A 22,378-nucleotide genomic window follows, 5' to 3' on the forward strand; every position below is an offset into this window, starting at 1 on the left:
AGGAGTTGAAGTGATGAGCGATCTATCCGGTGCCGGCAAAGGCCTGTACGCCTCCTGGCAGGCGCTGCGTGTTGAACAGCCGCACCTGCGTGCCCGTGATGCGGCAGCGCAGCTGGGTGTCAGCGAAGCCGAGCTGACGGCCAGCCGACTGGGCGTGGATGCAGTGCGCCTGCGCCCCGAGTGGGCAACGCTGCTGCCTGCGCTGGGCGAGCTCGGCCAGGTCATGGCGCTGACCCGCAACGAGTCCTGCGTGCACGAGCGCAAGGGCGTCTATCGCGACGTGACGGTGACCGGCAATGGCCAGATGGGCCTGGTGGTATCCGCGGATATCGACCTGCGCCTGTTTCTCGGTGGCTGGGCCAGCGTGTTCGCCGTCGAGGAGCAAAGCCCGCGCGGAGCGATGCGCAGCGTTCAGGTGTTCGATCATCAGGGCATGGCGGTGCACAAGGTGTACCTCACCGAGTACAGCCAGCTGGCGGCCTGGGAGCCCCTGGTCGAGCGATTCCGTGCTGCGCAGCAACTGCCTGAACTCGAACTGAGGGCTCTGCCGGAGCCCGCGGCGCCGCGGGCGGACGAGCAGATCGATGTCGAGGCCCTGCGTGTCGGCTGGGCGACGCTCAAGGACACCCACCATTTCTTCGCCTTGCTGAAGACCCACGCTGCGACCCGCACCCAGGCCCTGCGCCTGGCAGGCGGCGAGTGGGCCGAGAGGTTGGCGCCCGATGCCCTGGCGGGCGTGTTCGAGCGCGCTGCGGCTGCCGAGGTGCCGATCATGGTGTTCGTCGGCAACCGGCATTGCATCCAGATCCATACCGGCCCGGTGAGCAACCTGCGCTGGATGGATACCTGGTTCAACGTGCTGGACCCGCAGTTCAACCTGCACCTCAAGGCCAACGACGTCCACCAACTGTGGCGCGTGCGCAAGCCGAGCAGCGACGGTGTGATCACCAGCTGGGAAGCCTTCGATGCCAATGGCGAGCTGATCCTGCAGCTGTTCGGTGCGCGCAAGCCGGGTGTGCCGGAACGCGAGGACTGGCGCCGCCTGGCGGAGGAAACCCCGGCCCTGCAACCCTGAAAGCAAAGGCAGCCGCCCTGTCTGCGGCTACACTGCCAGCCCTGGCCACCGACGTTTTGCAGTGGCTGGGATACGAATCGTGTTTTTCTGGAGCCTGATCCATGACCCGCCCTATCGCCGTATTCGCCCTGTTCGCCAGCCTGCTGTCGCCGCTGGTGGCGAGTGCCGACAACCTGCCTCAGCGCTGGGTCAGCGCGGGGGGCTCGCTCAGCGAGTGGGTCGTCGAGTTGGGGGGTGAAGGCAAGCTGGTGGGGGTCGACACCACCAGCCTGCACCCGGCCTCCCTGAAGGCATTGCCGAGTGTCGGCTATCAGCGCCAGCTGGCTGCCGAGGGCATCCTCGCGCTGCGTCCCGAGGTGCTGCTCGGCACCGAGGAGATGGGCCCGCCGCCGGTGCTGGCGCAGTTGGCAGCAGCCGGAGTGAAGGTGGAAACCCTGTCGGCTGAAGCCGACCTGCAGGCACTGCATGGCAACCTGCAACGTATCGGCTCACTGCTCGGCGACGAAGCGCACGCCGAAAGCGTTTTCAACGCCTACCAGGCGCGCTTGAGCGAACAGGCCGACTGGGTCGCCAAGGCCCAGGCCGACGGCAAGACGCCCAGCGTATTGCTGCTGCTCGGGCATGCAGGCAGCAGCCCCATGGCGGGCGGGCAGGACACGGCTGCGGCCTGGATGATCGAGCACGCTGGCGGCAAGAACCTGACCAACCACGATGGCTACAAGGCGCTGTCCACCGAGGCGTTGCTGGCACTGGACCCCGAGGTGGTGATCTTCGCCGATCGCCGCCTGAGCGGTGACGAGGCCAAGCAGGCACTGCTCAAGCAGAACCCGGCGCTGGCTTCGACCAAGGCGGGGAAAGAAGGGCGCCTGGTGGCCATCGATCCTACCTTGCTGGTCGGCGGCCTCGGCCCACGCATTCCCGCCGGTCTCGCCGAGCTCTCGGCGGCCTTCTACCCTGGCCGTACGCCGCTTACCCCCGCGACCCCATGAGACCGGTGATCAGCCCGCGCTCACTGTTTATCGCACTGGGCCTGCTGCTCGCGCTCGCGCTGTGGCTGTCCTTGGCACTCGGGCCCGTCAGTCTTCCGCTGGGTGACACCCTGCGTGCCGCGCTGCGCCTGAGCGGGTTACCACTGGAAGGTGACGGTCTGCAGCAGGCCGAGCTGATTCTTGGCCAGATCCGTATGCCGCGTACGCTGCTGGGCCTTGCGGTCGGCGCCGTGCTGGCGCTGTGTGGTGTGGCGATGCAGGGGTTGTTTCGCAACCCGTTGGCCGACCCCGGTCTGATCGGCGTCTCCAGCGGTGCGGCGCTCGGTGCGGCTGTCGCTATCGTCGGTGGCGCGGCACTGGGCGGCATTCCCGAGCTGTTCGCGCCCTATCTGTTGTCGCTGTGCGCCTTTCTGGGCGGGCTGGTGGTTACCGCACTGGTCTACCGTCTGGGGCGGCGCAACGGCCAGACCAGCGTGACCACCATGCTGCTCGCCGGGATCGCCCTCAATGCGCTGGCATTCGCCTGCATCGGCCTGTTCACCTACCTGGCCGACGATGCCACCTTGCGCACCCTGACCTTCTGGAACCTCGGCAGCCTCAATGGCGCCAGCTACGCGCGCCTCTGGCCCCTGTTGCTGGTGACCCTCGCCGTGGCGCTGTGGCTGCCGCGTCGGGCCCAGGCGCTGAATGCCTTGCTACTCGGTGAGTCGGAGGCCCGCCATCTGGGCGTTGCGGTCGAACGGCTGAAGCGCGAGCTGGTGTTCTGCACCGCGTTGGGAGTCGGCGCGGCAGTGGCGGCGGCCGGAATGATCGGTTTCATCGGCCTGGTGGTGCCACACCTGGTGCGCCTGCTGGTCGGCCCGGACCATCGCGTTCTGCTGCCCGCTTCGGCGCTGGCCGGTGCCAGTCTGTTGTTGCTGGCCGATCTGTTCGCGCGGCTGATCCTGTCGCCTGCCGAACTGCCCATCGGCATCGTTACCGCATTGATCGGCGCCCCGTTCTTTCTTTATCTGCTGCTCCGGGGGCGCACCTGATGCTCAGTGCACGCAAGCTGTCGATCAAGCGCGGCGACAAACAGGTGCTGGCCGATATCGATCTGCAGTTGCAGCCCGGAGAGGTGCTGGGCGTGCTCGGTCCGAACGGTGCTGGCAAGAGCACCTTGCTCGGTGCCCTGTGTGGCGAGCTGGCGGCGGCAACGGGCGAAGTGTCGCTCGGCGATCGTCCATTGAGCGCCTGGCAGGGTGGGGAACGGGCACGACGCCTGGCGGTGCTGCCGCAGAGTTCGTCACTGAGCTTCGGTTTTGCGGTCCGTGATGTGGTGATCATGGGACGCATGCCCCATGACACTGGTCGTGACCGTGATGCGCAGATCGTCCGCGAGGCGCTGCAGGCAGCCGATGCCGAGCACCTTGCCGAGCGCAGCTATCTGCAATTGTCAGGTGGCGAGCGTCAGCGCGTGCACCTGGCTAGGGTTCTGGCCCAGCTGTGGCCTGGTGGTGCCGAGCAGACGCTGTTGCTCGACGAACCCACGTCCATGCTCGACCCTCTGCATCAGCACACCACGCTGCAGGCCGTGCGCCGTTTTGCCGAACAGGGCGCTGCGGTGCTGGTCATCCTCCATGACCTGAATCTGGCGGCGCGCTACTGCGACCGTCTGCTGCTGCTCAACGAAGGGCGAACCCACGCCATCGGCCTGCCCGCCGAGGTGCTGCGCGCCGAGCCGTTGCAGGCGGTGTTCGGTCTCGAGGTGCTGGTGCAGCAGCATCCCGAGCGGGGGCATCCGCTCATCGTTGCCCGCTGAAGGAAATTTTCATGCGTAGTCTTCTGTTGCTTGCCCTGTTGGTGCTCGCCGCCTGTCAAAGCCAGCCTGTTCTGGCACCGCTGCCTGCGTGGCAAAGCCCGCAGGGACACGGGCATGCCGAACTGGGGCAGATCGTCGATCTGCACAGTGGCGAGCGGCTGACGCCCGAGCAACTGGTGGCGCGGCTGGCCACGGCGCCCCGCGTACTGGTCGGCGAGCAGCACGACAACCCGGATCATCATGCCCTTCAGCTGTGGTTGCTGCATGCGCTGGAGCAGCGCCGCGAGCAAGGCAGTTTGCTGCTGGAAATGCTCGCTTCGGGCCAGCAGCACCTGGCCGATGAGGTCGCGCAGCAACTGAGAGAAGGCAGGCAGATCGATGATTTGCCCAAGGCGCTGGAGTGGAGTAACGGCTGGCCCTGGGCGTTGTATGGGCCGATCGTTCGTCATGGGTTGGCACAGCGCTACGGCTTGAGAGCTGCCAATCTAGACCGCGCCGAGATCATGGCCATCTACCGTGAGCAGCCTGTTCTGCAGGGCCAGGCCTCGACTGCCGCAGCGGTGCGTGAGCCGCTGCTGGAGCAGATTCGCGAATCCCACTGCGACAAGCTGCCGGTGAGTCAATTGCCGGCGATGCTGGCGGTGCAGCAACAACGTGACCGCCGCATGGCCGAACGGTTGCTGGCCGCGCCGCAGCCGGCGATGCTGTTCGCAGGCGCTTTTCATGTGCGGCGTGACTTGGGTGTGCCGCTGCACCTCGGTGACCTGGGCGCACCCGCTAGCGCCCAGGTGCTGATCCTGTCCGAGGTGGGCAAGTCGGTAACGGCGCAACAAGCGGACTACGTGTGGTACACCGCAGCGCTACCCGCCGAGGATCATTGCGCACGATTTCAGTAGCGCAAAATCCTCGTAGGGTGGATTAGGTGCTTGTTGCAGGGCGCAAGCGGCGCGTGGGGATCGTTGCGTCGTAGCCCACCATGGGCGTTACGGCGGATATCGCTTGGTGGGTTACGCGACGCGCCGAGATAGCGGTACTTGATACGGCTATACCTGGCGTCGCTAACCTGCGCGGCCCGACCTACCCTAAGGGCGTCGTCAGAAACCTTCCAGCACGATCTTGCCCTTCGCCTTGCCGCTTTCCAGCAGGGCATGGGCGCGGCGCAGGTTGTCGGCGTTGATGGTGCCGTAGTGTTCGCCCAGCGTGGTTTTCAGGGTGCCGGCGTCGACCAGATCGGCAACGCGGTCGAGCAGGCGGTGCTGTTCGATCATGTCGGCGGTTTCGAACAGCGAGCGGGTGAACATCAGTTCCCAGTGCAGGGAAATGCTCTTGCGCTTGAGTTTCATCACGTCCAGCGGCTGGAGCGGATCGTCGATCAGTGCCAGACGGCCTTGGGGCGCCAACGCTTCGACCAGTGCATCGTAGTGCTGGTCGGTCTGGGTCAGGCTGGCTACGTGTGTGACCTGAGGAATGCCGATACGCGCCAGTTCCTCGTTCAGTGGTTTGCTGTGGTCGATCACATGGTGAGCGCCCAGCTCCTGTACCCAGGCCTGGGTCTCCGGGCGCGAGGCGGTGCCGATCACGGTCAGCCCGGTGAGCTGCCGCGCCAGTTGCACCAGTATCGACCCGACGCCACCCGCAGCGCCGATGATCAGCAGGCTCTGGCCTTGGTCGACACTACCGCTGGTGACCTGCAAGCGGTCGAACAGCAGCTCCCAGGCGGTGATCGCCGTGAGCGGCATGGCGGCGGCTTCGGCGAAGGGCAGGCTGCGTGGTTTACGCCCGACGATACGTTCGTCGACCAGATGCAATTCGCTGTTGGCACCAGCGCGATTGATGGCGCCTGCGTAGGAAACCTCATCGCCGACCCTGAACAGCGTGACGTCGCTACCGACCGCCTTGACCACGCCGGCGGCATCCCAGCCCAGTACCTTGGCCTGGCCTTGCTCGGGGGCCACGTTACGACGGATCTTGGTGTCCACCGGGTTCACCGAGATGGCTTTGACCTCGACGAGCAAATCCCGTGGGCCGGGGGTCGGCGCATCCAGTTGCACGTCCTGCAGGGCTTGCGGGTTATCGATGGGCAACGACTGGTGATAGGCGACGGCTTTCATGGAGGAGTCCTGTAGGGGCGTGAGATGAGCGCAGCTTGCGCCATTCCATTGCTAGGAAAAACCAGATGAAGGTAGAGTCTCTTTCAATATTTTTTTGAAGATCGACGCCATGCTGCGTTTTGACGACCTGCAACTGTTCGTGCGCATCGCCAGGGAAGGTAGCCTGTCTGCCGCAGCCCGCCAGCTCGCTATCTCGCCTGCGGTGGCCAGCGCAGGCCTCAAGCGCCTGGAGCAGCAGTTGCAGGCGCGTCTGTTCGTGCGCTCGACCCGTAGCCTGCGGCTGACGGCCGAGGGGGAAGGTTTTCTCGAGCATGCCCGGCAGGCGTTGCAGAGCCTGGAGGCCGGACGCCAGCAGCTGGCCGGGAGCAAATCCGCCATCAGCGGGCCGCTGCAGCTCTCGGTGCCGTCCGATTTCGGCCGCAATACCCTGCTGCCTTGGCTCGAGACCTTCATGCAGACGCACCCGCAGGTGCAGTTGCGGCTGCTGCTCGGCGACCGGGTTACCGATCTGTTCCGCGAGCCCGTGGATATCGCCCTGCGTTACGGTGAACCGGAAGACTCGAGACTGGTGGCCTTGCCCGTGGCGCCAGGCAATCGCCGGGTGTTGTGCGCCGCGCCAGCCTACCTGCAGCGCCACGGCGAGCCGCGGCAGATCGGTGACCTGCGCGAGCATAACTGCCTGATCTACATGCTCGGCGGTCGCGCCTACGAGCGTTGGCGTTTTCATGAGGGTGACGCCGAGCACAGCCTGCAGGTCGCCGGCGACCGGCTCAGCGATGACGCCGATGTGGTGCGCCGCTGGGCCGTGGCCGGGGCGGGCGTGGTGTACAAGTCCTGGCTGGACGTGGCAGGCGACGTGCACGCCGGGCGCCTCACGGTCTTGCTGCCGGATCTGCAGGGGGAGCCGACGCCCCTCAATCTGATCTGCACCCACCGCGAGCAACTGAGCAAGCCGGTGCACCTGTTGCGCGATTTCGTCCAGGCGCGCTGCGCCGAACTGCTGGCGCAGGCTCCGTGGGGAGCTAGGGTCTGTTGACGCTTCAGCGCAAGCCGCGTTGCTGCGAGAAATCTCGCAAGGCCGGGCAGCGATCCGCAAGGCGGAGGACGCAGGGAATGGTGTTCCTTTTTCAAGTTCTCCAACGGCGTATGGCGAGATTTCCCGCGCAACCCGTAGGGCCGGGCCGACGCGGTCGTGCTGAAGCGTCAACAGACCTTATACTGCGGCAATCCACCGCAGCACCTGACACGCTACAGGCCCTAAAATCGTCGCCCATGAACCTGTCCCGCTCTGATCGCTCGTTGCTTGCCTGGGTGCTGTATTTCAGCGTCCTGTTCAGCGCGTTCGCCTGTGCCATCGGCCACGGGCAGATGACCGGTCTGCAGCTCAGCGGCATGGACGGCGGTTACTGCGCCCTGGATGCCAGTGGCAGTGCTGGCATGGACATGGGCGGCGTCGATTCCGGCATGCCCATGCCCTCGACGGGCTCCGGTTGCCCGCTGTGCTCCACCTTCGTCGCCCTGGCGCTGGCTGCCTTCTTCGGCCTGCTGGGCTTGTTGCCACGCCAGCGCCCGACCAACCCTCGCCCCACTGCCGAACCCGGCGGGGCCGTGCGTTATCTCTGGCCATCGGCCAATCCTCGCGCTTCTCCGCTCACCGCCTGACTTCGTTTAGTTGTCTTTGCCTGCCGCGCGCTTTGCGTCGTGGGCAATTCGCTTACGCACAAGATCGGGCTTCCCATGAGAAACGCGACACCCTCGTTCTACAACCTGGCCTGGCGCTGGCATTTCTATGCCGGCCTGTTCGTCATTCCCTTCATGATCATGTTGTCGGTGACCGGCATCATCTACCTGTTCAAGCCGCAGCTCGATCAGTTGATGTACGCCGATCTGCTGCAGGTGCAGGCCAGCGGCCCGTCGCTGACAGCCGATGAAATGTTTGCTCGGGTGCAGGCGGTCTACCCCCAGGGCAGCGTCAGCCAATACCTGCCGCCGGTGGATGTCGACCGTAGCGCGCAGTTCGTCGTCGGGGTTGGCGAGCGCACTCGCAACGTTTTCGTCGACCCTTACAGTGGCGCCATCCTCGGCACTCAGGATGCCCACGACAATCTGCAGGCGCTGGCCCGTGCGGTGCACGCCGACCTGCTGATCGGTACGCCGGGAGATCGTTTGATCGAACTGGCGGCGGGCTGGGGCGTGGTGCTGGTGGTTTCCGGCCTGTATCTCTGGTGGCCGCGGGGGAGCAACAAGGCCGGTGTGCTGTGGCCACGGTTGTCGGCCCGTGGTCGCCTGTTCTGGCGCGACCTGCATGCCGTCACCGGTTTCTGGGGCGCCTTGTTGCTGCTGTTCATGCTGCTCACCGGGATGACCTGGACAGGCTTCTGGGGCAAGCAGTTCGCCGGTGCCTGGAACCACTTCCCGGCGGCCATGTGGGACGAGGTACCGACCTCGGACCGGCAGGCCGGTGAGCTCAACCAGAGTCATAAACAGACCGTGCCCTGGGCGCTGGAAAATACCCCGATGCCGGAGTCCGATCCCCATGCGGCGCACAATGGCGGTGCCATGCCGGCCTCCACGGCCAACCCGAGCGTCAGCTTGCAGCAGGTGGTCGATATCGCCAGCGAGCGTGGTGTTCATCCGGGTTACAGCATCACCTTTCCGGCCACCCCCACCGGCGTTTACACCATCGCGCTATTCGCTGACGACCCACGCCACGACGCCACGCTGCATATCGACCAGTACAGTGCCGTCGTCCTGGCCGATGTACGCTGGCGCGATTACGGCCTGGCGGCCCGCACCGTGGAGAGCGGGGTGATGCTGCACATGGGCAAGCTCTATGGTCTGCCGCATCAGTTGTTCATGTTCGTCGTCTGCCTGCTGATTCTGCTCAGTTCGGTCAGCGGGTTGATCATGTGGTGGCGTCGGCGCCCCAGCGGCAGCCTTGGCGTGCCGCCGTTGCGCCATGACCTGCCGCGCTGGAAGGTCGGCGTGGCGATCATGATCGTGCTCGGTGCGCTGTTTCCGCTGGTCGGTGTCTCGCTGCTGCTGATCTGGGCGCTGGACTTTCTGCTGCTGTCACGCCTTTCGGCACGTCGGTTGGCCTGATTTCAAGAGCGTGCCTGCGGGTACGTTCATTCATTCAAATCGCTTCATGGAGAGTTGCCATGTCACTGAAGAAAATCGTTCTAGCCGCCGCTTTGCTGGGCACCAGCCTGCTGGCCAACGCTCACCAGTACGATGCCGGCGAGTTGCATATCGATCATCCCTGGTCGCGGGAAATGCCGCCGGTGGCGCCGACCGCCGCCGCCTATTTCGTGGTGCACAACAAGGGCGCTCAGGATGATCGTCTGCTGTCGGTCGAGACGCCGGTAGCCGGCAAGGCGGAGATTCACGAGCATGCCCACGTGGGCGGCATGATGAAGATGCAGCAGGTTCAGAGCGTGGTGATTCCCGCCGGTGGCGAAGTCAAATTCGCGCCCATTGGGTATCACGTGATGCTGTTCAACCTGAAGCAGCAGGCGAAGAGCGGGGAGCGTTTTCCGCTGACCCTGACCTTCGAGAAGGCAGGCCAGGTGCAGGTCGAGGTGGCGGTACAGAAGGATGAGCCGGCCGCCGAAAGCGGGCATGACCATAAGGGGCATTGATCACACCTGCCGTGCGTGGCAACTTGCCTAACGGTTCTCGCTACGCCGTACTGAGGTGCTTTTTTCCACAAGGCTCACAGGCAACATCAATTGCCCCTTCAGGAGGCCGAGTGGAATCGTTGTGTAGAGGGTTGAGCGGCATGGATGCCGCGAGAGCCGCGATGGGCCAGGGATGGCCCTTCGCGGCGTGCCCTCGGAGCAACGATGTAGCGAGGGAACCCCGGCGAAGCCGGGGCCGGATGTCGGGGCTAGACCTTTTGGTTTCTTTTGGGGCAATGCCAAAAGAAACCCGCTCGTCAGAGCGGAACTGAAGGCAAAAGCAACACGGTAATCCTGACTATCCACAGTGGACGGATAAAAGCGTCGTCCACCCTACACGGCGGCTGAGCGACGTTTCACACCAGTCGAGCATCCAGGCTGTTCTGCGCCAGGCGCTTGGCCTGGTCTTCGCTCATGCCCAGACCCTCGTGCAGGGCGGCGAAGTTTTCGGTGACGTAGCCGCCGAAGTAGGCCGGGTCGTCGGAATTGACCGTGACCTTCACGCCACGCTCGAGCATGTCGAGGATGTTGTGCTGGCCCATGTGCTCGAACACGCAGAGTTTGGTGTTGGACAACGGGCAGACGGTCAGCGGGATCTGCTCGTCGATGATGCGCTGCATCAGGCGCTCGTCTTCGCTGGCGCGCACGCCGTGGTCGATGCGTTCGATCTTGAGCAGGTCCAGCGCTTCCCAGATGTACTCGGGCGGGCCTTCCTCGCCGGCGTGGGCCACCGCGTGCAAGCCTTCACTGCGGGCCTTGGCGAACACCCGCTCGAACAGCCGCGGCGGGAAGCCTTTCTCCGAACTGTCCAGGCCGACGCCGATGAAGGCGTCACGAAACGGCATGGCCTGCTCCAGAGTCTGGAAGGCCTGCTCTTCAGGCAAGTGGCGCAGGAAGGCGAGGATCAGACCATGGCTGATGCCCAGTTGCTTCTCGCCATCGACCAGCGCCTGCTTGATGCCGCGCAGCACCACTTCGAAGGGTATGCCGCGGTCGGTGTGGGTCTGCGGGTCGAAGAACGGTTCGGTGTGCACCACGTTCTGTGCCTTGCACTTGAGCAGGTAGGCCCAGGTCAGGTCGTAGAAATCCTGCTCGGTGCGCAGCACGTCGGCACCGCGGTAGTACAGATCCAGAAATTCCTGCAGGTTGTTGAAGGCGTAAGCCGCGCGTAGCGCCTCGACATCGTTCCAGGGCAGGGCGATGCGGTTGCGCTCGGCCAGGGCGAACAGCAGCTCGGGCTCCAGAGAGCCTTCCAGGTGCAGGTGCAGTTCGGCCTTTGGCAGGGCGTTGAGCCAGTCGTACATGGGACAATCTCGTTCATCAAACATGGCCGCGAAGTTTAACCCCACGGGCGCGGCCTTGCGGCATCGAGACGCCCGAGCGGTACGTGGGTTGAATTATTTACAGGATGTTGCAGTCGGAGCAGGATCGATCTGCCCCTCTCTGAAAGGAATCGCCCATGTTCAATGCCATCAAGCAGGAATACTGGCTGCTGCTGGCCGTACTCGCCGCGCTCATCGCGCTGCCGTTGGAGCACGCGCTGTTGGGGCATGGCCAGGGTGTTGCCCTGATCGCTGCGATCGCGCTGATCGGTGCCATCGTCTGCGCGTCTCTGCGCGTCGCTCACCACGCCGAGCAACTGGCGGAACGGGTCGGCGATCCGTACGGCACCATGATCCTCACCCTCTCGGCGGTACTGGTCGAGGTGGTGATTCTGGCGATCATGATGAGCAATGAGGCGTCGCCGACGCTGGTGCGCGACACCATCTATTCGGCAGTGATGCTCGACATCAACGGCATCCTCGGTCTGGCTGCGCTGATGGGAGGCATCAAGCACGGCGAGCAGCCGTACAACGACGACTCGGCACGTAGCTACAGCGTGATGATCCTCACCGCCATGGGCATTTCCATGGTCGTGCCCGAGTTCATTCCCGAGTCGGACTGGAAGGCGTACTCGGTGTTCACCATCGGCGCCATGCTGGTGCTCTACGCCGTGTTCCTGCGCATGCAGGTAGGCCCGCACAGTTACTTCTTCAGCTACAGCTACCCGGAGAAGAAGAATCGCGGCGGCGGCGGCGGCGACGGCCACGGGGCCGGCGAGTCGCAGGTCAACGTCGCCTGGTCGGTGGGCGTGCTGGTGTTTGGCGTCGTGGTGATCGGCGTGCTTGCCGAGGTGATGTCCCAGGCCCTGGACGTGGGCCTCGAAGGTACCGGCGCACCACCGGTGTTGACCGCCATCGTGGTGGCGGGGATTTCCGCAGCGCCGGAAATTCTCACCGCATTGCGGGCAGCGCTGGCCAACCGCATGCAGTCGGTGGTCAACATCGCCCTCGGTGCGTCGCTGTCGACGGTGATTCTCACCGTGCCCGTGATGGAAGCGATGGCGCTGTACAGTGGCCAGCCGTTCCAGATGGCCATGACCCCCGTGCAGACGGTGATGGTGTTCATCACCCTGATCGTCTGCGCCATCAACCTCAACGACGGTGAAACCAACGCCATCGAGGGCATGACCCACTTCGTGCTGTTCGCCACGTTCATCATGTTGGCGATGTTGGGGCTTTAGGTTGGTGTCTTTGTCGCGGTATTGATGGATCGCGCCCCTGAAGCCAGCCTCGTATCCCGCGGGAGCGGGCCATGCGCGCGATAGATTCGCGGGCATGGCCCGCTCCTACGGTCGAAATACAAGGATGGGCGCCAGCCCCATCAAGTCATGGTCATTACCAATCGATCTTCTGACCCTGATAGTCGACGAAGTGGTGGCCGCCCTGGCCGGCAAAGCGTTCTACCTGCTCGATCAGACCGCGGCAGCTGTCGACCACTTCAACCATGGCGCCATCGCCGCCCATGTCGGTCTTCACCCAGCCCGGGTGCAGTGACAGCACCGTCGGGCGCGGTTCCGGCAATTCGCAGACGAAGCTGTTGGTCAGCGAGTTCAGCGCCGCCTTGCTGGCCTTGTACAGCGCCAGGTTATTGCCCTCCGGATTGGCCACGCTGCCCAGCCCCGAGCTCATGAACGCCAGCACCCCGGTCTGTGGTCGCAGCTGACCCACCAGCTTCTCGGCCAGGCGAATCGGCGCCACCACGTTGGTCAGGAACAGCTGGCCCAGTTCTTCAGCCGTCGCGGCCGCAGCGCACTGGTGGCTCGGGCCGAGAATCCCGGCGTTGACGAACAGCAGATCGAACACCTGCCCGCTCAGCCGCTGCGTCAGCAGCCGCAGCGCGGCCGCGTCGTCGATATCCAGTGACTCGATCTGCACGCCTTGCAGTGCCTGCAGATCGATGGCCCGGGCGGGATCACGCACCGTGGCGGTGACCTGCCAGCCGTCGGCGTGCAACTGGCGCACCAGGCCCAGGCCGATGCCGCGGGAGGCACCGATGATCAAGGCAGTCCTGTTAGAGGGCATGAGGAAACTCCACGGGTTGGCAAGGGCGTCCAGCTTAGCAAGTACAGTGAAGTGTTACCTCTGGTTGCTACATATTCACTGACAAATCATGGGCTTAGATAAGCCGATCATAAAGGTTCGCGAAAGGTTGGCTTTCTAGAGTCCGCGCCTCGTGTCCGTGCCCGCACCGACTCACACAAGAAAAAGAGGAGAAATCGGTTTGTTGACCCTGATTGGCCTGTTGACCATCTTCAGTCTGGTTGCACTGCTGCTGAGTGGGCGTATGTCGCCCGTACTGCCATTGATCGTGGTGCCGCTGCTGGGGGCTTTCTGTGCCGGCTTCGGGCCGACGGAAATCTCGGTGTTCTTCACCGACGGCGTAGGTCGAGTGATCACCATCGCCACCATGTTCATCTTCGCCATCACTTTTTTCGGCGTGATGCAGGACACGGGGCTGTTCCGGCCCATCATCGGTTTCATGGTCAAACTGACTCGCGGCAATGTGATCGCCGTTGCCGTCGCTACCGCCATCATTGGCATGCTCGCGCACCTCGATGGTGCCGGGGCGACCACCTTCCTGCTGACCATTCCTGCGCTGCTGCCGCTGTACAAGCAGTTGCGCATGAGTCCGTATCTGATGCTGATGCTGCTGGCCATCGGCGCCGGTATCCTCAATATGGTGCCCTGGGCGGGCCCGCTGGGGCGTGCGGCAGCGGTCACCGGTATCGAGGTCACCGAACTGTGGCGGCCGCTGATCGCCGTCCAGGGCGTCGGGGTGGTGCTGCTGGTGGTGATGGCGGCCTTGCTGGGCTGGCGCGAGCAGCGCCGTATCGCCAGCACTGGCGGCACCCTTATCGAGGATGGCGAAAATGATCACACCGGCAACCCCGGCGAGATCAGCGCAGAAGAGCTTGCCCTCGAGCGACCGGGGCGCATGTGGATCAATGCCGGTCTGTTCCTGTGCGTGCTGGTGTCATTGTTCACCGGCATCCTGCCAGCAGGCTACGTGTTCATGATCGGCCTGAGCCTGGCGCTGCTGATCAACTACCCGAACGGCAAGCTGCAGATGCAGCGCATCGCCGCGCATTCCCCGGCGGCGTTGAGCATGGGCATGATCATTCTGGCAGCAGGCTCGATGCTCGGCATTCTGGCTGGCACCGGAATGCTGTCTTCGATCGCCCAGGATCTGGTCAAGGTGCTGCCCGAGCCCATGGTCGGGCAACTGCACCTGATTCTGGGGTTCTTCGGCTTGCCCATGGAGTTCCTGCTCAGCACCGACGCCTATTACTTCGGCCTGCTGCCCGTGGTACTGGAAGTGGTCGACAGCCATGGCGTGGAAGCCGCCAGCGTGGTCTACGCGCTGATGATCGGCAACATCATCGGCACCTTCATCAGCCCGTTCTCGCCGGCCTTGTGGCTGGCACTGGGCCTGGCTCGCCTGGAGATGGGCCAGCACATCCGCTATTCCTTCTGGTGGATGTGGATCTTCTCGCTGTTGTTGCTTGGCGTTGCATGGGTGCTGGGATTGTTCTGAGGGAATGTGGCGCCGCCTGTGCGGCGCCATCCCATCCAGCCGGTCAGCGGCCGAGACGCTGCAGTTCGTCCGACTCGACCACTCGCAATCCTTCACCTTCTTCGAGAGCCAGGCGCCACAACGCGCGGGCGAGGGCGGTCACTTCGATGGCGCGGTGCTTGCCTGGCAGCCAGCGCATGAAGGGCGCCGCCAGGCGTTCACCGAGGCGGAACTCGTTGCGTGGGCCAAGCAGCAGGGAGGGGCGGGCCAGGGTCAGTTGCGGCCAGCCCTGGGCCTTCAACGCTTCTTCGGTTTCGCCCTTGATGCGGTTGTAGAACACCGACGAGCGCGGGTCCGCGCCAATCGCGCTGACCACCACTAAGTGCCGCGCGCCCAGTTCCAGGGCGCGCTTGCCGAAAGCCACAACCAGGTCGTGATCGACCGCCCGGAAGGCATCCTGCGAACCCGCCTGTTTGATGGTGCTGCCCAGGCAGCAGAACGCCGTGTGCACGGTGCCATCCAGCGTGGGCAGCAGCTCGAGCAGTTCCCCGACCGGGTTTTCCAGGTGGGGATGTTCGGCCAGCGGCCTGCGACTCGGGGCCAGCACACGCTCTACGGTCGGTTCGTTGAGCAAACGGTCGAGCAGGTGTTCGCCGGTCATGCCGGAGGCGCCTGCCAGAAGAATGTGCTGGGGGGTCAGATACATGGTCGATCCTCGACTGCTGTTCGATACGTAGTTTAGAGGGCGGCGGCGGATTTATCGTTCAAGGCCGCTTCGCTTTGCTGTCGACGCAGGGCATTCCAGTGCTCCAGTACGGCAGGCGGCGCCCATATCTGCGGCTCGGACGGCTCGAAACCGTCGGCTTGCTCGCGTTTGGCGACGGCAGCGCTGGCCAGCTCGAAGGCGCGTTGCAGGTCGTCTGTCTCCTGCAGGGCTTCGGCGAACAGCGCGCGGCCGAAATAGGTGAAGTCGGCTTCTTCCGAGCAGCCGAACGACACCCGGTCAGCCCGTGCAGCGGTCATCAGCAGGGTCTTGTCGTCCTTCAGGGCGGGGATGAAGCCCCCGGAGTAGCAGGCGGAAATCACCACCACCTTGTGGCGGTCGGCCAGCGGTTGCAGCAGTGTCGCCAGCTCGTCGGCGGGCAGGTCGGCCAGTTGCAGGCGTGGCTGATCCAGGTTCAGTTCATGGCCCCGCGAGCCGTGGCTGGTCAGGTAGATGAACACCAGGTCTTCCGGACCGCTGCGTTCGGCGATGGCGCGTACCGCGCGGCGCAGGTTTTCCCGGGTTGCCAGCGGGCGGTCTGCCAGGTGATCGCGGTGGTTGGCCAGGGTGATGCGGCCATAGGCGGAAAAGCGCCCTGCGAGCAGGTCGGCGACGTAGTCGGCCTCGCGCAGGAACACGCTCTGCTTGCCGTCGCCGGCCAGGGTCAGGGCGTAGAGTTCGCTGCGTGGAGTGGACGCTGGCAGTGCGGCGATGGCCTGGTCGAGCAATTCGCCCTGTTTCAGCAGGCCGATTTCCAGCGGGTCCGGCAGGGCCTGGCCGTTTTCGTCACGCACGCGCAGGCCGCGCCGCCAAGTGCCTTGCTGGCGGCTGCCGTCGGCCAGGGTCAGGGTGCCTTCGCCATGGAAGCGGCCGTTGGCGAAGCCGCCGTCGAAGCGGCTGCCATCAGGCTGCTGAAGGTGACCTTCGCCCTGATAACGCCACTCCTTGAACTGCCCCTGGTAGCGCTCGCCATCGGCGCCGTTGTACTCGCCCTTGCCGTTGAGCGCGCCCTCAGCGAAGGTGCCACTCCAGACATTGCCCGCTGCGCTCTGGTAGCGGCCATTGCCGTGGAACAGGCTGTTGCGCAGTTCGCCGTCGTAGCTGTCGCCGTCGCTGCCCTGGTAGTTGCCGTCGCCCTTGAGTTCTCCACCCACGAAGTGGCCAGAGAGCTGATTGCCGAGTTCGTCCTGATGCACGCCCTGGCCGTCGGGCAGGCCTTTTACGAACTGGCCCTGAAATCGGCTGCCGTCGGCTTGTTCGAGCGTACCCAGACCGTGAAAGCGGCCATCGCGGAACTGCCCACGGTAAGTCTGTCCGGCTTCCTCCAGCGTGCCTTCGCCACTGAAGCGACCCTTGGCGAAGCCGCCGCTATAGCGGCTGCCGTCTGCGCGCTTCAGCGTGCCCTGGCCCTCGAAGGTGCCTGCGGCGAATTCGCCGACATAATGCTCGCCACTGGCGCCGTGCCATTCACCGCTACCGTGGCGCAGGCCGTCGAGGAAGTATCCGGTGAACCAGCTGCCGTCGGGGTAATCCAGACGGCCCTTGCCTTGTAGCAGGCCGTCGACCACATTGCCGTGATAGCGCGAACCGTCCGGCAGCGTCGCATCGGGGGGTAGAAGGGGCGTGCTCTGGCTGCAGGCGGCGAGGGAGAGAACCAGAGCCAGGGGCGCGAGGCGAAACATGCGGGGACGTCCAGGTCAGATGAGCGATGCGGCCAGTATGCCGCAAAGCGTCCGCCCACGCCCAGGCAGCCAGGGCGCCCCTGCCGATGAGTCACGGCCACTGTTAAGCCGCCGCCGTTACCTGCCTATAATGGCCGCCTTGTAGGGTGGTGCGTCCCGCTTGGGGCACCTGCCCAGCGTCTGAGGGGAGTCTTCATGCTGCTTCGTGGCCTGTTCTGGCTGGTGCTGTGCCAACTGCTCGGCACGGCGATCAATGCGCTGTTCCTGCCCATGCTGCCAGGGCCGATTCTCGGCATGCTGCTGCTGGTGGTGTTTCTGCTTTGTCGTGGTCAGGTCGACGAGCCGATCCAGCAGGCCGCCAGCAGCCTGCTCAAGTACCTGCCGCTGTTGCTGGTGCCGCCTGCCGTCGGGGTGATGGCCTACGCGGAGGCGATCGTCGCCGACTTCTGGGCGGTGATCGGTGCGCTGGTGCTTTCCTTGATCCTGTCCCTGGTGTTCGCCGGCTGGATGATGCAGAAACTGATCGAGCGCCAGACGCGCCGCCGGGGGGAGGGATGACGCTCGACTGGCACGGCGCCTGGATGGCCGTCACCCACCACCCGCTGTTCGGCGCCGGCATCACCCTCGGCGCCTATCAACTGGCTATCGCTGCTTACGAGAAGACCCGCTGGGTATTCCTGCAGCCGGTACTGGTATCGACCCTGCTGGTCATCGCCATTCTGCTGCTCTGTGGGCTGACCTTCAGCGAGTACAAGAGCGGTGCCGAGGCGCTGACCATTTTCCTGGGCCCTGCCACCGTCGCGCTGGCCGTGCCGCTGTACCTCAACCTGCGACGTATCCGTCAGGTATTCTGGCCCACCGTGCTGACCCTGCTGATCGCCGGGGTGGTCGCTACCGTCCTCGGTGTCGCGCTGGCCTGGATGCTGGGTGCCGAGCACAACATGCTGATGAGCATGGCGCCCAAGTCGGTGACCTCGCCAATCGCCATGCTGGTGGCCAGCCAGATCGGCGGCTTGGCAGCGCTGGCCGCGGTGTTCGTGATGATCACCGGCGTGCTGGGGGCGATCATCGGGCCGTCGCTGCTGCGCTGGTGTGGCGTCCATCACCACGCCGCCGTGGGCATGGCCCTGGGCATGACCGCCCATGCGGTCGGCACCTCGCGAGCCATGCAGGAAAGCGAGGAATGTGGCGCCTTCGCGGCTCTGGCCATGAGCCTGATGGGCGTGTTCACGGCCATCCTGCTGCCATTGGCTATCGTCTTCCTGAATTGAGAACCGCAATGACCCTACCCCTGTTTCCACTGCATACCGTTCTGTTTCCCGGCTGCGTGCTGGATCTGCAGATATTCGAAGCACGCTATCTGGACATGATCAGCCGCTGCATGAAGCAGGGCGAAGGCTTCGGCGTGGTGTGCATCGTCGAGGGGGCCGAGGTGGGCGACGCTGCCGAGCGCATCGCGCAGGTGGGCTGCGAAGCGATCATCAGTGATTTCCAGCAGCGCCCCAATGGCCTGCTGGGCATTCGCGTGCAGGGCGGCCGACGGTTTCGCGTCAATCAGGCTCAGGTGCTGCCGGACAAACTGACGCTGGCTCGGATCGAGTGGCTCGAAGAGCAGCCCCAGCGCCCGCTGGACGAGGAACACGCCGACCTGCTGGCACTGCTGGGCGCCCTGGCCGAGCACCCGATGGTCGCCAGCCTGGACATGGGCGGCAGCGCCGACAGCCAGGCCGAACTGGCCGACAAGCTCGGCTATCTACTGCCGTTCAGTGCTGAGCAGAAAATCGCCTTGCTGGCCGAGCCAGACGCCACTCGGCGGCTGGACATGCTGCAGGAACTGGTCGAGCAACTGCAGGGCGACGGTCCGGCTCAATAACGGTAGATCTCCACACCTTCCGACATTCGCCACAGCGCCATGCTGGTGAGCAGCAGGGCGCAGCTTGGCACGATCATCCACCAGACCTTGGCTGGCAGCGGAGGCAGCGAGGCGAAACGCTGCATCAGCGCCAGGCTCATTGCGCACAGGCTGCTGGCCAGCAGGGCGCCAGCGATGATGTCGCTCGGCCAGTGAACGCCCAGATAGACCCGCGACAGGGCGATGCTGAGTGCCGGCAGGCAGGCGAGCAGTATCCAGGTCAGGCGCAGGCGCGCAGGTTGCCCACGGCCAGCGAGCACGGCGGTGGCCAGGAAGAATGCGAAGGCCGCCGAACTGTGTCCGCTGGGGAAACTGTAGGTGTGCAGGGGCTCGAGCAGGATTTCAGGGCGCGCGCGCTCGAACAGCCCCTTGAGGGTGCCATTGGCCAGGGCGGTGCTGAGCATGGCGCCGCCTGCGAACAGCAGAGCCTGCCATTTGCGGGCAAGCAGCAGCAACACGCAGAGCAGGGCGGCGACCGCCAGCTGCACGTCGAAGTCGCCGAAGTGAGTGATCGCCACCGCTACGTAGTCGAAGCGCGGGTTGCGCTCTTCCTGGATCAGCGTCATCAGGCCCTGATCCAGCTGGATCAGATGCGGCCAGCCGATGAACAGGGCGATCAGCAGAATGGTGCCAAGGCCCGCCGCGATCAGGCTGGCCTGTCGCTGTTCGCGCAGGCTGCTCTGGATGGTCAGTACCAGCAGCAGTGCCAGGCCTGCGGCGACCACCGCGGCCTGGGGCCAGAAGCCCTCGGGCAGCGGCAGGCGCAAGGCGGCGCCGGCGGCCCAGCCCGGCACCAGGTAGGCGACTGCCCAGCCTGCGGCGGCGAGCATGCTGACGGCGATGAAGCGGCCGATCGGCATGCTCAGCATGCCAGCGACCATCGGCAGCATCGGCCGCAGCGGGCCTATGTAGCGGCCGAGCAACAGGCTGGCGACACCATAGCGTTCGAAGTAGGTTTCCGCGCCGCTGAGCCACTGCGGATGGCTGCGCAGGCCCGGCAGGCGCCGGATGTCCTGGTGGAAGTAACGACCCAGGGCATAGGAAATGGCGTCGCCAAGCAGGCCGCCGAAGTACGCCAGCGCCAGGGTTTCCCACAGACTCAGGGCGCCATTGCCGGCCATCACGCCGACGGCGAACAGCAGTACGGTGCCGGGAACGATGATGCCGGCGATGGCCAGGCATTCGATGCAGGCGATCAGGAAGATCGCCAGGCCCAGCCATTGCGGGTTGGCCGCAAGCCAGGTAGTCAGACTATCGAGCCACTCGCCCATGTATGGACACCTTATAAATGAGAAATCGCAGCCTTCGACCCATCCATCCGAAAAGCGGTTCCTTCGCCATGTACGTCATGGATGGCCGGGCTGGCGCGGGCGATCATAGCAACAAGGCCCGGCAGAGAGGCAGATGCGCGTATGTCGCAATCGGCTTCGGCTCGCCGCTTGCAGCTGGAAACAACCATCTGCCAGGCGCCGCTGTGCGCGGAGCGGCATGACCGCTATAATCAGCAACTTTTTCCAACTGCCAGACCTGAGTTGCCATGACCGAGTCCGTGCTTGACTACATGACCCGCCTGGGCCGTGCCGCCCGCCAGGCTTCGCGCGTGCTCGCGCGGGCCAGCACCGCACAGAAGAACCAGGCCCTGCAGGCCGCCGCCGCCGCACTCGACGCCTCGCGCGCCGAGCTGGTTGCGGCCAATGAACGGGATCTCGCCGCTGGCCGTGCCAACGGCCTGGAGCCGGCCATGCTCGATCGTCTGGCGCTGACCCCCAAGGTCATCGACAGCATGATCGAAGGCCTGCGTCAGGTTGCCACGCTGCCCGATCCCATTGGCGAGATCCAGGGCATGCGTTATCTGCCGTCCGGCATTCAGGTCGGCAAGATGCGCGTGCCGCTGGGCGTGATCGGCATCATCTACGAGTCGCGGCCCAATGTGACCATCGATGCGGCCAGCCTGTGTCTGAAGTCCGGCAACGCCACCATTCTGCGGGGCGGCTCCGAGGCCATTCATTCCAATCAGGCCATCGCCCGCTGTATCCAGGCTGGCCTGGCAGAAGCCAGCTTGCCGGCCAGTGCGGTACAGGTCGTGGAAACCACCGACCGCGCCGCCGTGGGCGCGCTGATCACCTTGCCGGAATTCGTCGATGTGATCGTGCCGCGTGGCGGCAAGGGGCTGATCGAGCGCGTCAGCCGCGAAGCCAAGGTGCCGGTGATCAAGCATCTGGATGGTGTCTGCCACGTTTATGTCGATATCGCCGCTGACCTCGACAAGGCCATCCGCGTCTGCGACAACTCGAAGACTCAGCGCTATTCGCCGTGCAACACCATGGAAACCCTGCTGGTGCATGCCGATATCGCTGCACGCGTGCTGCCGCCGCTGGCGGCCATCTATCGTGACAAGGGCGTCGAGCTGCGTGGCGACGCGCAGACCCGCTCGCTGCTGGGCAACGACGTACTGGAAGCCAGCGAAGACGACTGGTATGCCGAGTACAACGCACCGATCCTGGCGATCCGCGTGGTCGATTCGCTGGAAGCGGCCATCGAACACATCAATACCTACGGCTCGCAGCACACCGACGCGATCATCACCGAAAACTTCAGTGATGCCCGGCGTTTCCTTACCGAGGTGGACTCCAGTTCGGTGATGGTCAACGCCTCGACGCGTTTCGCCGATGGTTTCGAGTACGGCCTGGGCGCGGAGATCGGCATTTCCACCGACAAACTGCACGCCCGTGGTCCGGTTGGTCTTTTAGGGCTGACCAGCGAGAAGTACGTGGTATTCGGCGACGGTCACGTGCGCACCTGATGGCCAACCGCAAACGCATCGGGCTGTTGGGCGGTACCTTCGATCCGGTGCATATCGGCCATCTGCGCGGCGCGCTGGAGGTGGTCGAGTTCATGGGGCTGGATGAGTTGCGGTTGATCCCCAGTGCGCGGCCGCCGCACCGGGAAACCCCGCAGGTCGGGGCGCAGGACCGCCTGGCGATGGTCGAGCAGGCCGTGGCGGGATTGCCATCGTTGCGGGTGGACGATCGCGAGCTGCAGCGTGACAAGCCGTCCTACAGCATCGACACCCTGGAGTCGCTGCGTGCCGAGCTGGCAGCGGACGACCAGTTGTTTCTGATTCTGGGCTGGGATGCCTTTTGCGGCTTGCCAGCCTGGCACCGTTGGGACGAGTTGCTGCGCCACTGCCATATTCTGGTGTTGCAGCGCCCGGATGCCGACAGCGAGGCAAGCGAACCGCTGCGTGACCTGCTGGCAGCGCGTAATATCGCCGACCCGCTGGCGCTGCACGGGCCGGCGGGGCAGATTTCTTTCATCTGGCAGACACCGCTGGCGGTGTCTGCCACGCAAATCCGTTCGCTACTGGCGAATGGCCGGTCGGTGCGCTTTCTGGTGCCCGATGCGGTGCTGGCTTATATCAATGCCCATGGACTGTACCGTGGGTAAATCGAACACGAGGCAAACGAGT

At 64.7% G+C, this 22,378-nt stretch carries 22 protein-coding genes; 16 read left to right on the forward strand and 6 right to left on the reverse strand.

Translation table 11 applies throughout. The features are described 5' to 3' along the window. The first annotated feature begins 13 nt into the window (after nucleotides 1-13). The 5 genes from FHR27_RS25805 to FHR27_RS25825 all read left to right on the forward strand — a co-directional run bounded on the left by FHR27_RS25805 (nucleotide 14) and on the right by FHR27_RS25825 (nucleotide 4,761). Nucleotides 14-1,075 (forward strand): hemin-degrading factor, encoded by a 1,062-nt coding sequence (locus FHR27_RS25805; protein ID WP_179539925.1) that lies wholly within the window; start codon nucleotides 14-16, stop codon nucleotides 1,073-1,075. Between the two features lie 101 nt (nucleotides 1,076-1,176). Then, nucleotides 1,177-2,064 carry a heme/hemin ABC transporter substrate-binding protein gene (locus FHR27_RS25810; RefSeq protein ID WP_179539926.1) on the forward strand — a complete coding sequence of 296 codons (888 nt, stop codon included), beginning with the start codon at nucleotides 1,177-1,179 and terminating at the stop codon, nucleotides 2,062-2,064. Further along, nucleotides 2,061-3,098 carry a FecCD family ABC transporter permease gene (locus FHR27_RS25815; RefSeq protein ID WP_179539927.1) on the forward strand — a complete coding sequence of 346 codons (1,038 nt, stop codon included), beginning with the start codon at nucleotides 2,061-2,063 and terminating at the stop codon, nucleotides 3,096-3,098. The genes FHR27_RS25810 and FHR27_RS25815 overlap by 4 nt, the downstream gene beginning before the upstream one ends. After that, the gene (locus FHR27_RS25820; protein WP_179539928.1) at nucleotides 3,098-3,865 is read left to right on the forward strand and encodes a heme ABC transporter ATP-binding protein; all 768 of its coding nucleotides are present in this window, start codon (nucleotides 3,098-3,100) and stop codon (nucleotides 3,863-3,865) included. The genes FHR27_RS25815 and FHR27_RS25820 overlap by 1 nt, the downstream gene beginning before the upstream one ends. A gap of 11 nt (nucleotides 3,866-3,876) precedes the next feature. Beyond that, the gene (locus FHR27_RS25825; protein ID WP_179539929.1) at nucleotides 3,877-4,761 is read left to right on the forward strand and encodes a ChaN family lipoprotein; all 885 of its coding nucleotides are present in this window, start codon (nucleotides 3,877-3,879) and stop codon (nucleotides 4,759-4,761) included. 198 nt (nucleotides 4,762-4,959) lie between these two features. Here FHR27_RS25825 and FHR27_RS25830 read toward each other — a convergent pair whose 3' ends face one another. Beyond that, complete coding sequence (locus tag FHR27_RS25830) at nucleotides 4,960-5,976, reverse strand: zinc-binding alcohol dehydrogenase family protein (RefSeq protein ID WP_042554843.1); 1,017 nt, start codon at nucleotides 5,974-5,976, stop codon at nucleotides 4,960-4,962. 109 nt (nucleotides 5,977-6,085) lie between these two features. Between FHR27_RS25830 and FHR27_RS25835 the strand changes: the two genes are divergently transcribed. The 4 genes from FHR27_RS25835 to FHR27_RS25850 all read left to right on the forward strand — a co-directional run bounded on the left by FHR27_RS25835 (nucleotide 6,086) and on the right by FHR27_RS25850 (nucleotide 9,617). Beyond that, a complete protein-coding gene (locus tag FHR27_RS25835; protein ID WP_179539930.1) occupies nucleotides 6,086-7,012 on the forward strand; it encodes a LysR family transcriptional regulator in 927 nt (308 codons plus the stop codon). Nucleotides 7,013-7,248: 236 nt separating this feature from the next. After that, nucleotides 7,249-7,638 (forward strand): DUF2946 domain-containing protein, encoded by a 390-nt coding sequence (locus FHR27_RS25840; RefSeq protein WP_042554845.1) that lies wholly within the window; start codon nucleotides 7,249-7,251, stop codon nucleotides 7,636-7,638. A 75-nt stretch (nucleotides 7,639-7,713) separates the two neighbouring features. Next, nucleotides 7,714-9,078, forward strand: coding sequence for a PepSY-associated TM helix domain-containing protein (locus tag FHR27_RS25845; RefSeq protein ID WP_179539931.1), 1,365 nt, complete (start codon nucleotides 7,714-7,716; stop codon nucleotides 9,076-9,078). A 59-nt stretch (nucleotides 9,079-9,137) separates the two neighbouring features. After that, nucleotides 9,138-9,617 (forward strand): copper chaperone PCu(A)C, encoded by a 480-nt coding sequence (locus FHR27_RS25850; RefSeq protein ID WP_179539932.1) that lies wholly within the window; start codon nucleotides 9,138-9,140, stop codon nucleotides 9,615-9,617. A gap of 395 nt (nucleotides 9,618-10,012) precedes the next feature. Here the strand turns inward: FHR27_RS25850 and FHR27_RS25855 are convergent, their stop codons facing one another. Next, nucleotides 10,013-10,960 carry an adenosine deaminase gene (locus FHR27_RS25855; RefSeq protein ID WP_179539933.1) on the reverse strand — a complete coding sequence of 316 codons (948 nt, stop codon included), beginning with the start codon at nucleotides 10,958-10,960 and terminating at the stop codon, nucleotides 10,013-10,015. A gap of 155 nt (nucleotides 10,961-11,115) precedes the next feature. On the opposite strand from FHR27_RS25855, the gene FHR27_RS25860 reads away from it, so the two are divergent. Then, nucleotides 11,116-12,219, forward strand: coding sequence for a calcium:proton antiporter (locus FHR27_RS25860; RefSeq protein WP_179539934.1), 1,104 nt, complete (start codon nucleotides 11,116-11,118; stop codon nucleotides 12,217-12,219). A gap of 154 nt (nucleotides 12,220-12,373) precedes the next feature. Here FHR27_RS25860 and FHR27_RS25865 read toward each other — a convergent pair whose 3' ends face one another. Beyond that, nucleotides 12,374-13,060, reverse strand: a complete 687-nt coding sequence (locus FHR27_RS25865; RefSeq protein WP_179539935.1) for an SDR family oxidoreductase — start codon at nucleotides 13,058-13,060, stop codon at nucleotides 12,374-12,376. A gap of 199 nt (nucleotides 13,061-13,259) precedes the next feature. Here FHR27_RS25865 and FHR27_RS25870 point away from each other — a divergent pair, with 199 nt between their 5' ends. Further along, nucleotides 13,260-14,573 carry a CitMHS family transporter gene (locus FHR27_RS25870; RefSeq protein WP_179539936.1) on the forward strand — a complete coding sequence of 438 codons (1,314 nt, stop codon included), beginning with the start codon at nucleotides 13,260-13,262 and terminating at the stop codon, nucleotides 14,571-14,573. Between the two features lie 43 nt (nucleotides 14,574-14,616). Here FHR27_RS25870 and FHR27_RS25875 read toward each other — a convergent pair whose 3' ends face one another. Beyond that, nucleotides 14,617-15,258 (reverse strand): nucleoside-diphosphate sugar epimerase, encoded by a 642-nt coding sequence (locus FHR27_RS25875; protein ID WP_042554852.1) that lies wholly within the window; start codon nucleotides 15,256-15,258, stop codon nucleotides 14,617-14,619. Between the two features lie 32 nt (nucleotides 15,259-15,290). Further along, the gene (locus FHR27_RS25880; RefSeq protein ID WP_179539937.1) at nucleotides 15,291-16,997 is read right to left on the reverse strand and encodes a C13 family peptidase; all 1,707 of its coding nucleotides are present in this window, start codon (nucleotides 16,995-16,997) and stop codon (nucleotides 15,291-15,293) included. Nucleotides 16,998-17,192: 195 nt separating this feature from the next. On the opposite strand from FHR27_RS25880, the gene FHR27_RS25885 reads away from it, so the two are divergent. Genes FHR27_RS25885 through FHR27_RS25895 form a run of 3 tightly spaced genes read left to right on the forward strand, consistent with a single transcriptional unit; the run spans nucleotide 17,193 to nucleotide 18,870 of the window. Continuing rightward, a complete protein-coding gene (locus FHR27_RS25885; protein WP_042554854.1) occupies nucleotides 17,193-17,555 on the forward strand; it encodes a CidA/LrgA family protein in 363 nt (120 codons plus the stop codon). Then, nucleotides 17,552-18,268: an LrgB family protein gene (locus FHR27_RS25890; RefSeq protein ID WP_042554855.1), complete on the forward strand. Its 717-nt coding sequence runs from the start codon at nucleotides 17,552-17,554 to the stop codon at nucleotides 18,266-18,268. The genes FHR27_RS25885 and FHR27_RS25890 overlap by 4 nt, the downstream gene beginning before the upstream one ends. Nucleotides 18,269-18,276: 8 nt before the next feature. Beyond that, complete coding sequence (locus FHR27_RS25895; protein ID WP_042554856.1) at nucleotides 18,277-18,870, forward strand: LON peptidase substrate-binding domain-containing protein; 594 nt, start codon at nucleotides 18,277-18,279, stop codon at nucleotides 18,868-18,870. On the opposite strand, the gene FHR27_RS25900 is transcribed toward FHR27_RS25895, so the two are convergent. After that, the gene (locus tag FHR27_RS25900; RefSeq protein ID WP_042554857.1) at nucleotides 18,864-20,180 is read right to left on the reverse strand and encodes a bifunctional DedA family/phosphatase PAP2 family protein; all 1,317 of its coding nucleotides are present in this window, start codon (nucleotides 20,178-20,180) and stop codon (nucleotides 18,864-18,866) included. The two genes, FHR27_RS25895 and FHR27_RS25900, sit on opposite strands and share 7 nt — an antisense overlap. Before the next feature lie 266 nt (nucleotides 20,181-20,446). Between FHR27_RS25900 and FHR27_RS25905 the strand changes: the two genes are divergently transcribed. Beyond that, complete coding sequence (locus FHR27_RS25905; RefSeq protein WP_179539938.1) at nucleotides 20,447-21,712, forward strand: glutamate-5-semialdehyde dehydrogenase; 1,266 nt, start codon at nucleotides 20,447-20,449, stop codon at nucleotides 21,710-21,712. Continuing rightward, nucleotides 21,712-22,356, forward strand: coding sequence for a nicotinate-nucleotide adenylyltransferase (gene nadD / locus FHR27_RS25910; protein WP_042554859.1), 645 nt, complete (start codon nucleotides 21,712-21,714; stop codon nucleotides 22,354-22,356). Before FHR27_RS25905 ends, nadD begins: the two co-directional genes overlap by 1 nt. Nucleotides 22,357-22,378 lie beyond the last annotated feature (22 nt).

Source organism: Pseudomonas flavescens (assembly GCF_013408425.1).
Classification (GTDB): domain Bacteria; phylum Pseudomonadota; class Gammaproteobacteria; order Pseudomonadales; family Pseudomonadaceae; genus Aquipseudomonas; species Aquipseudomonas fulva_A.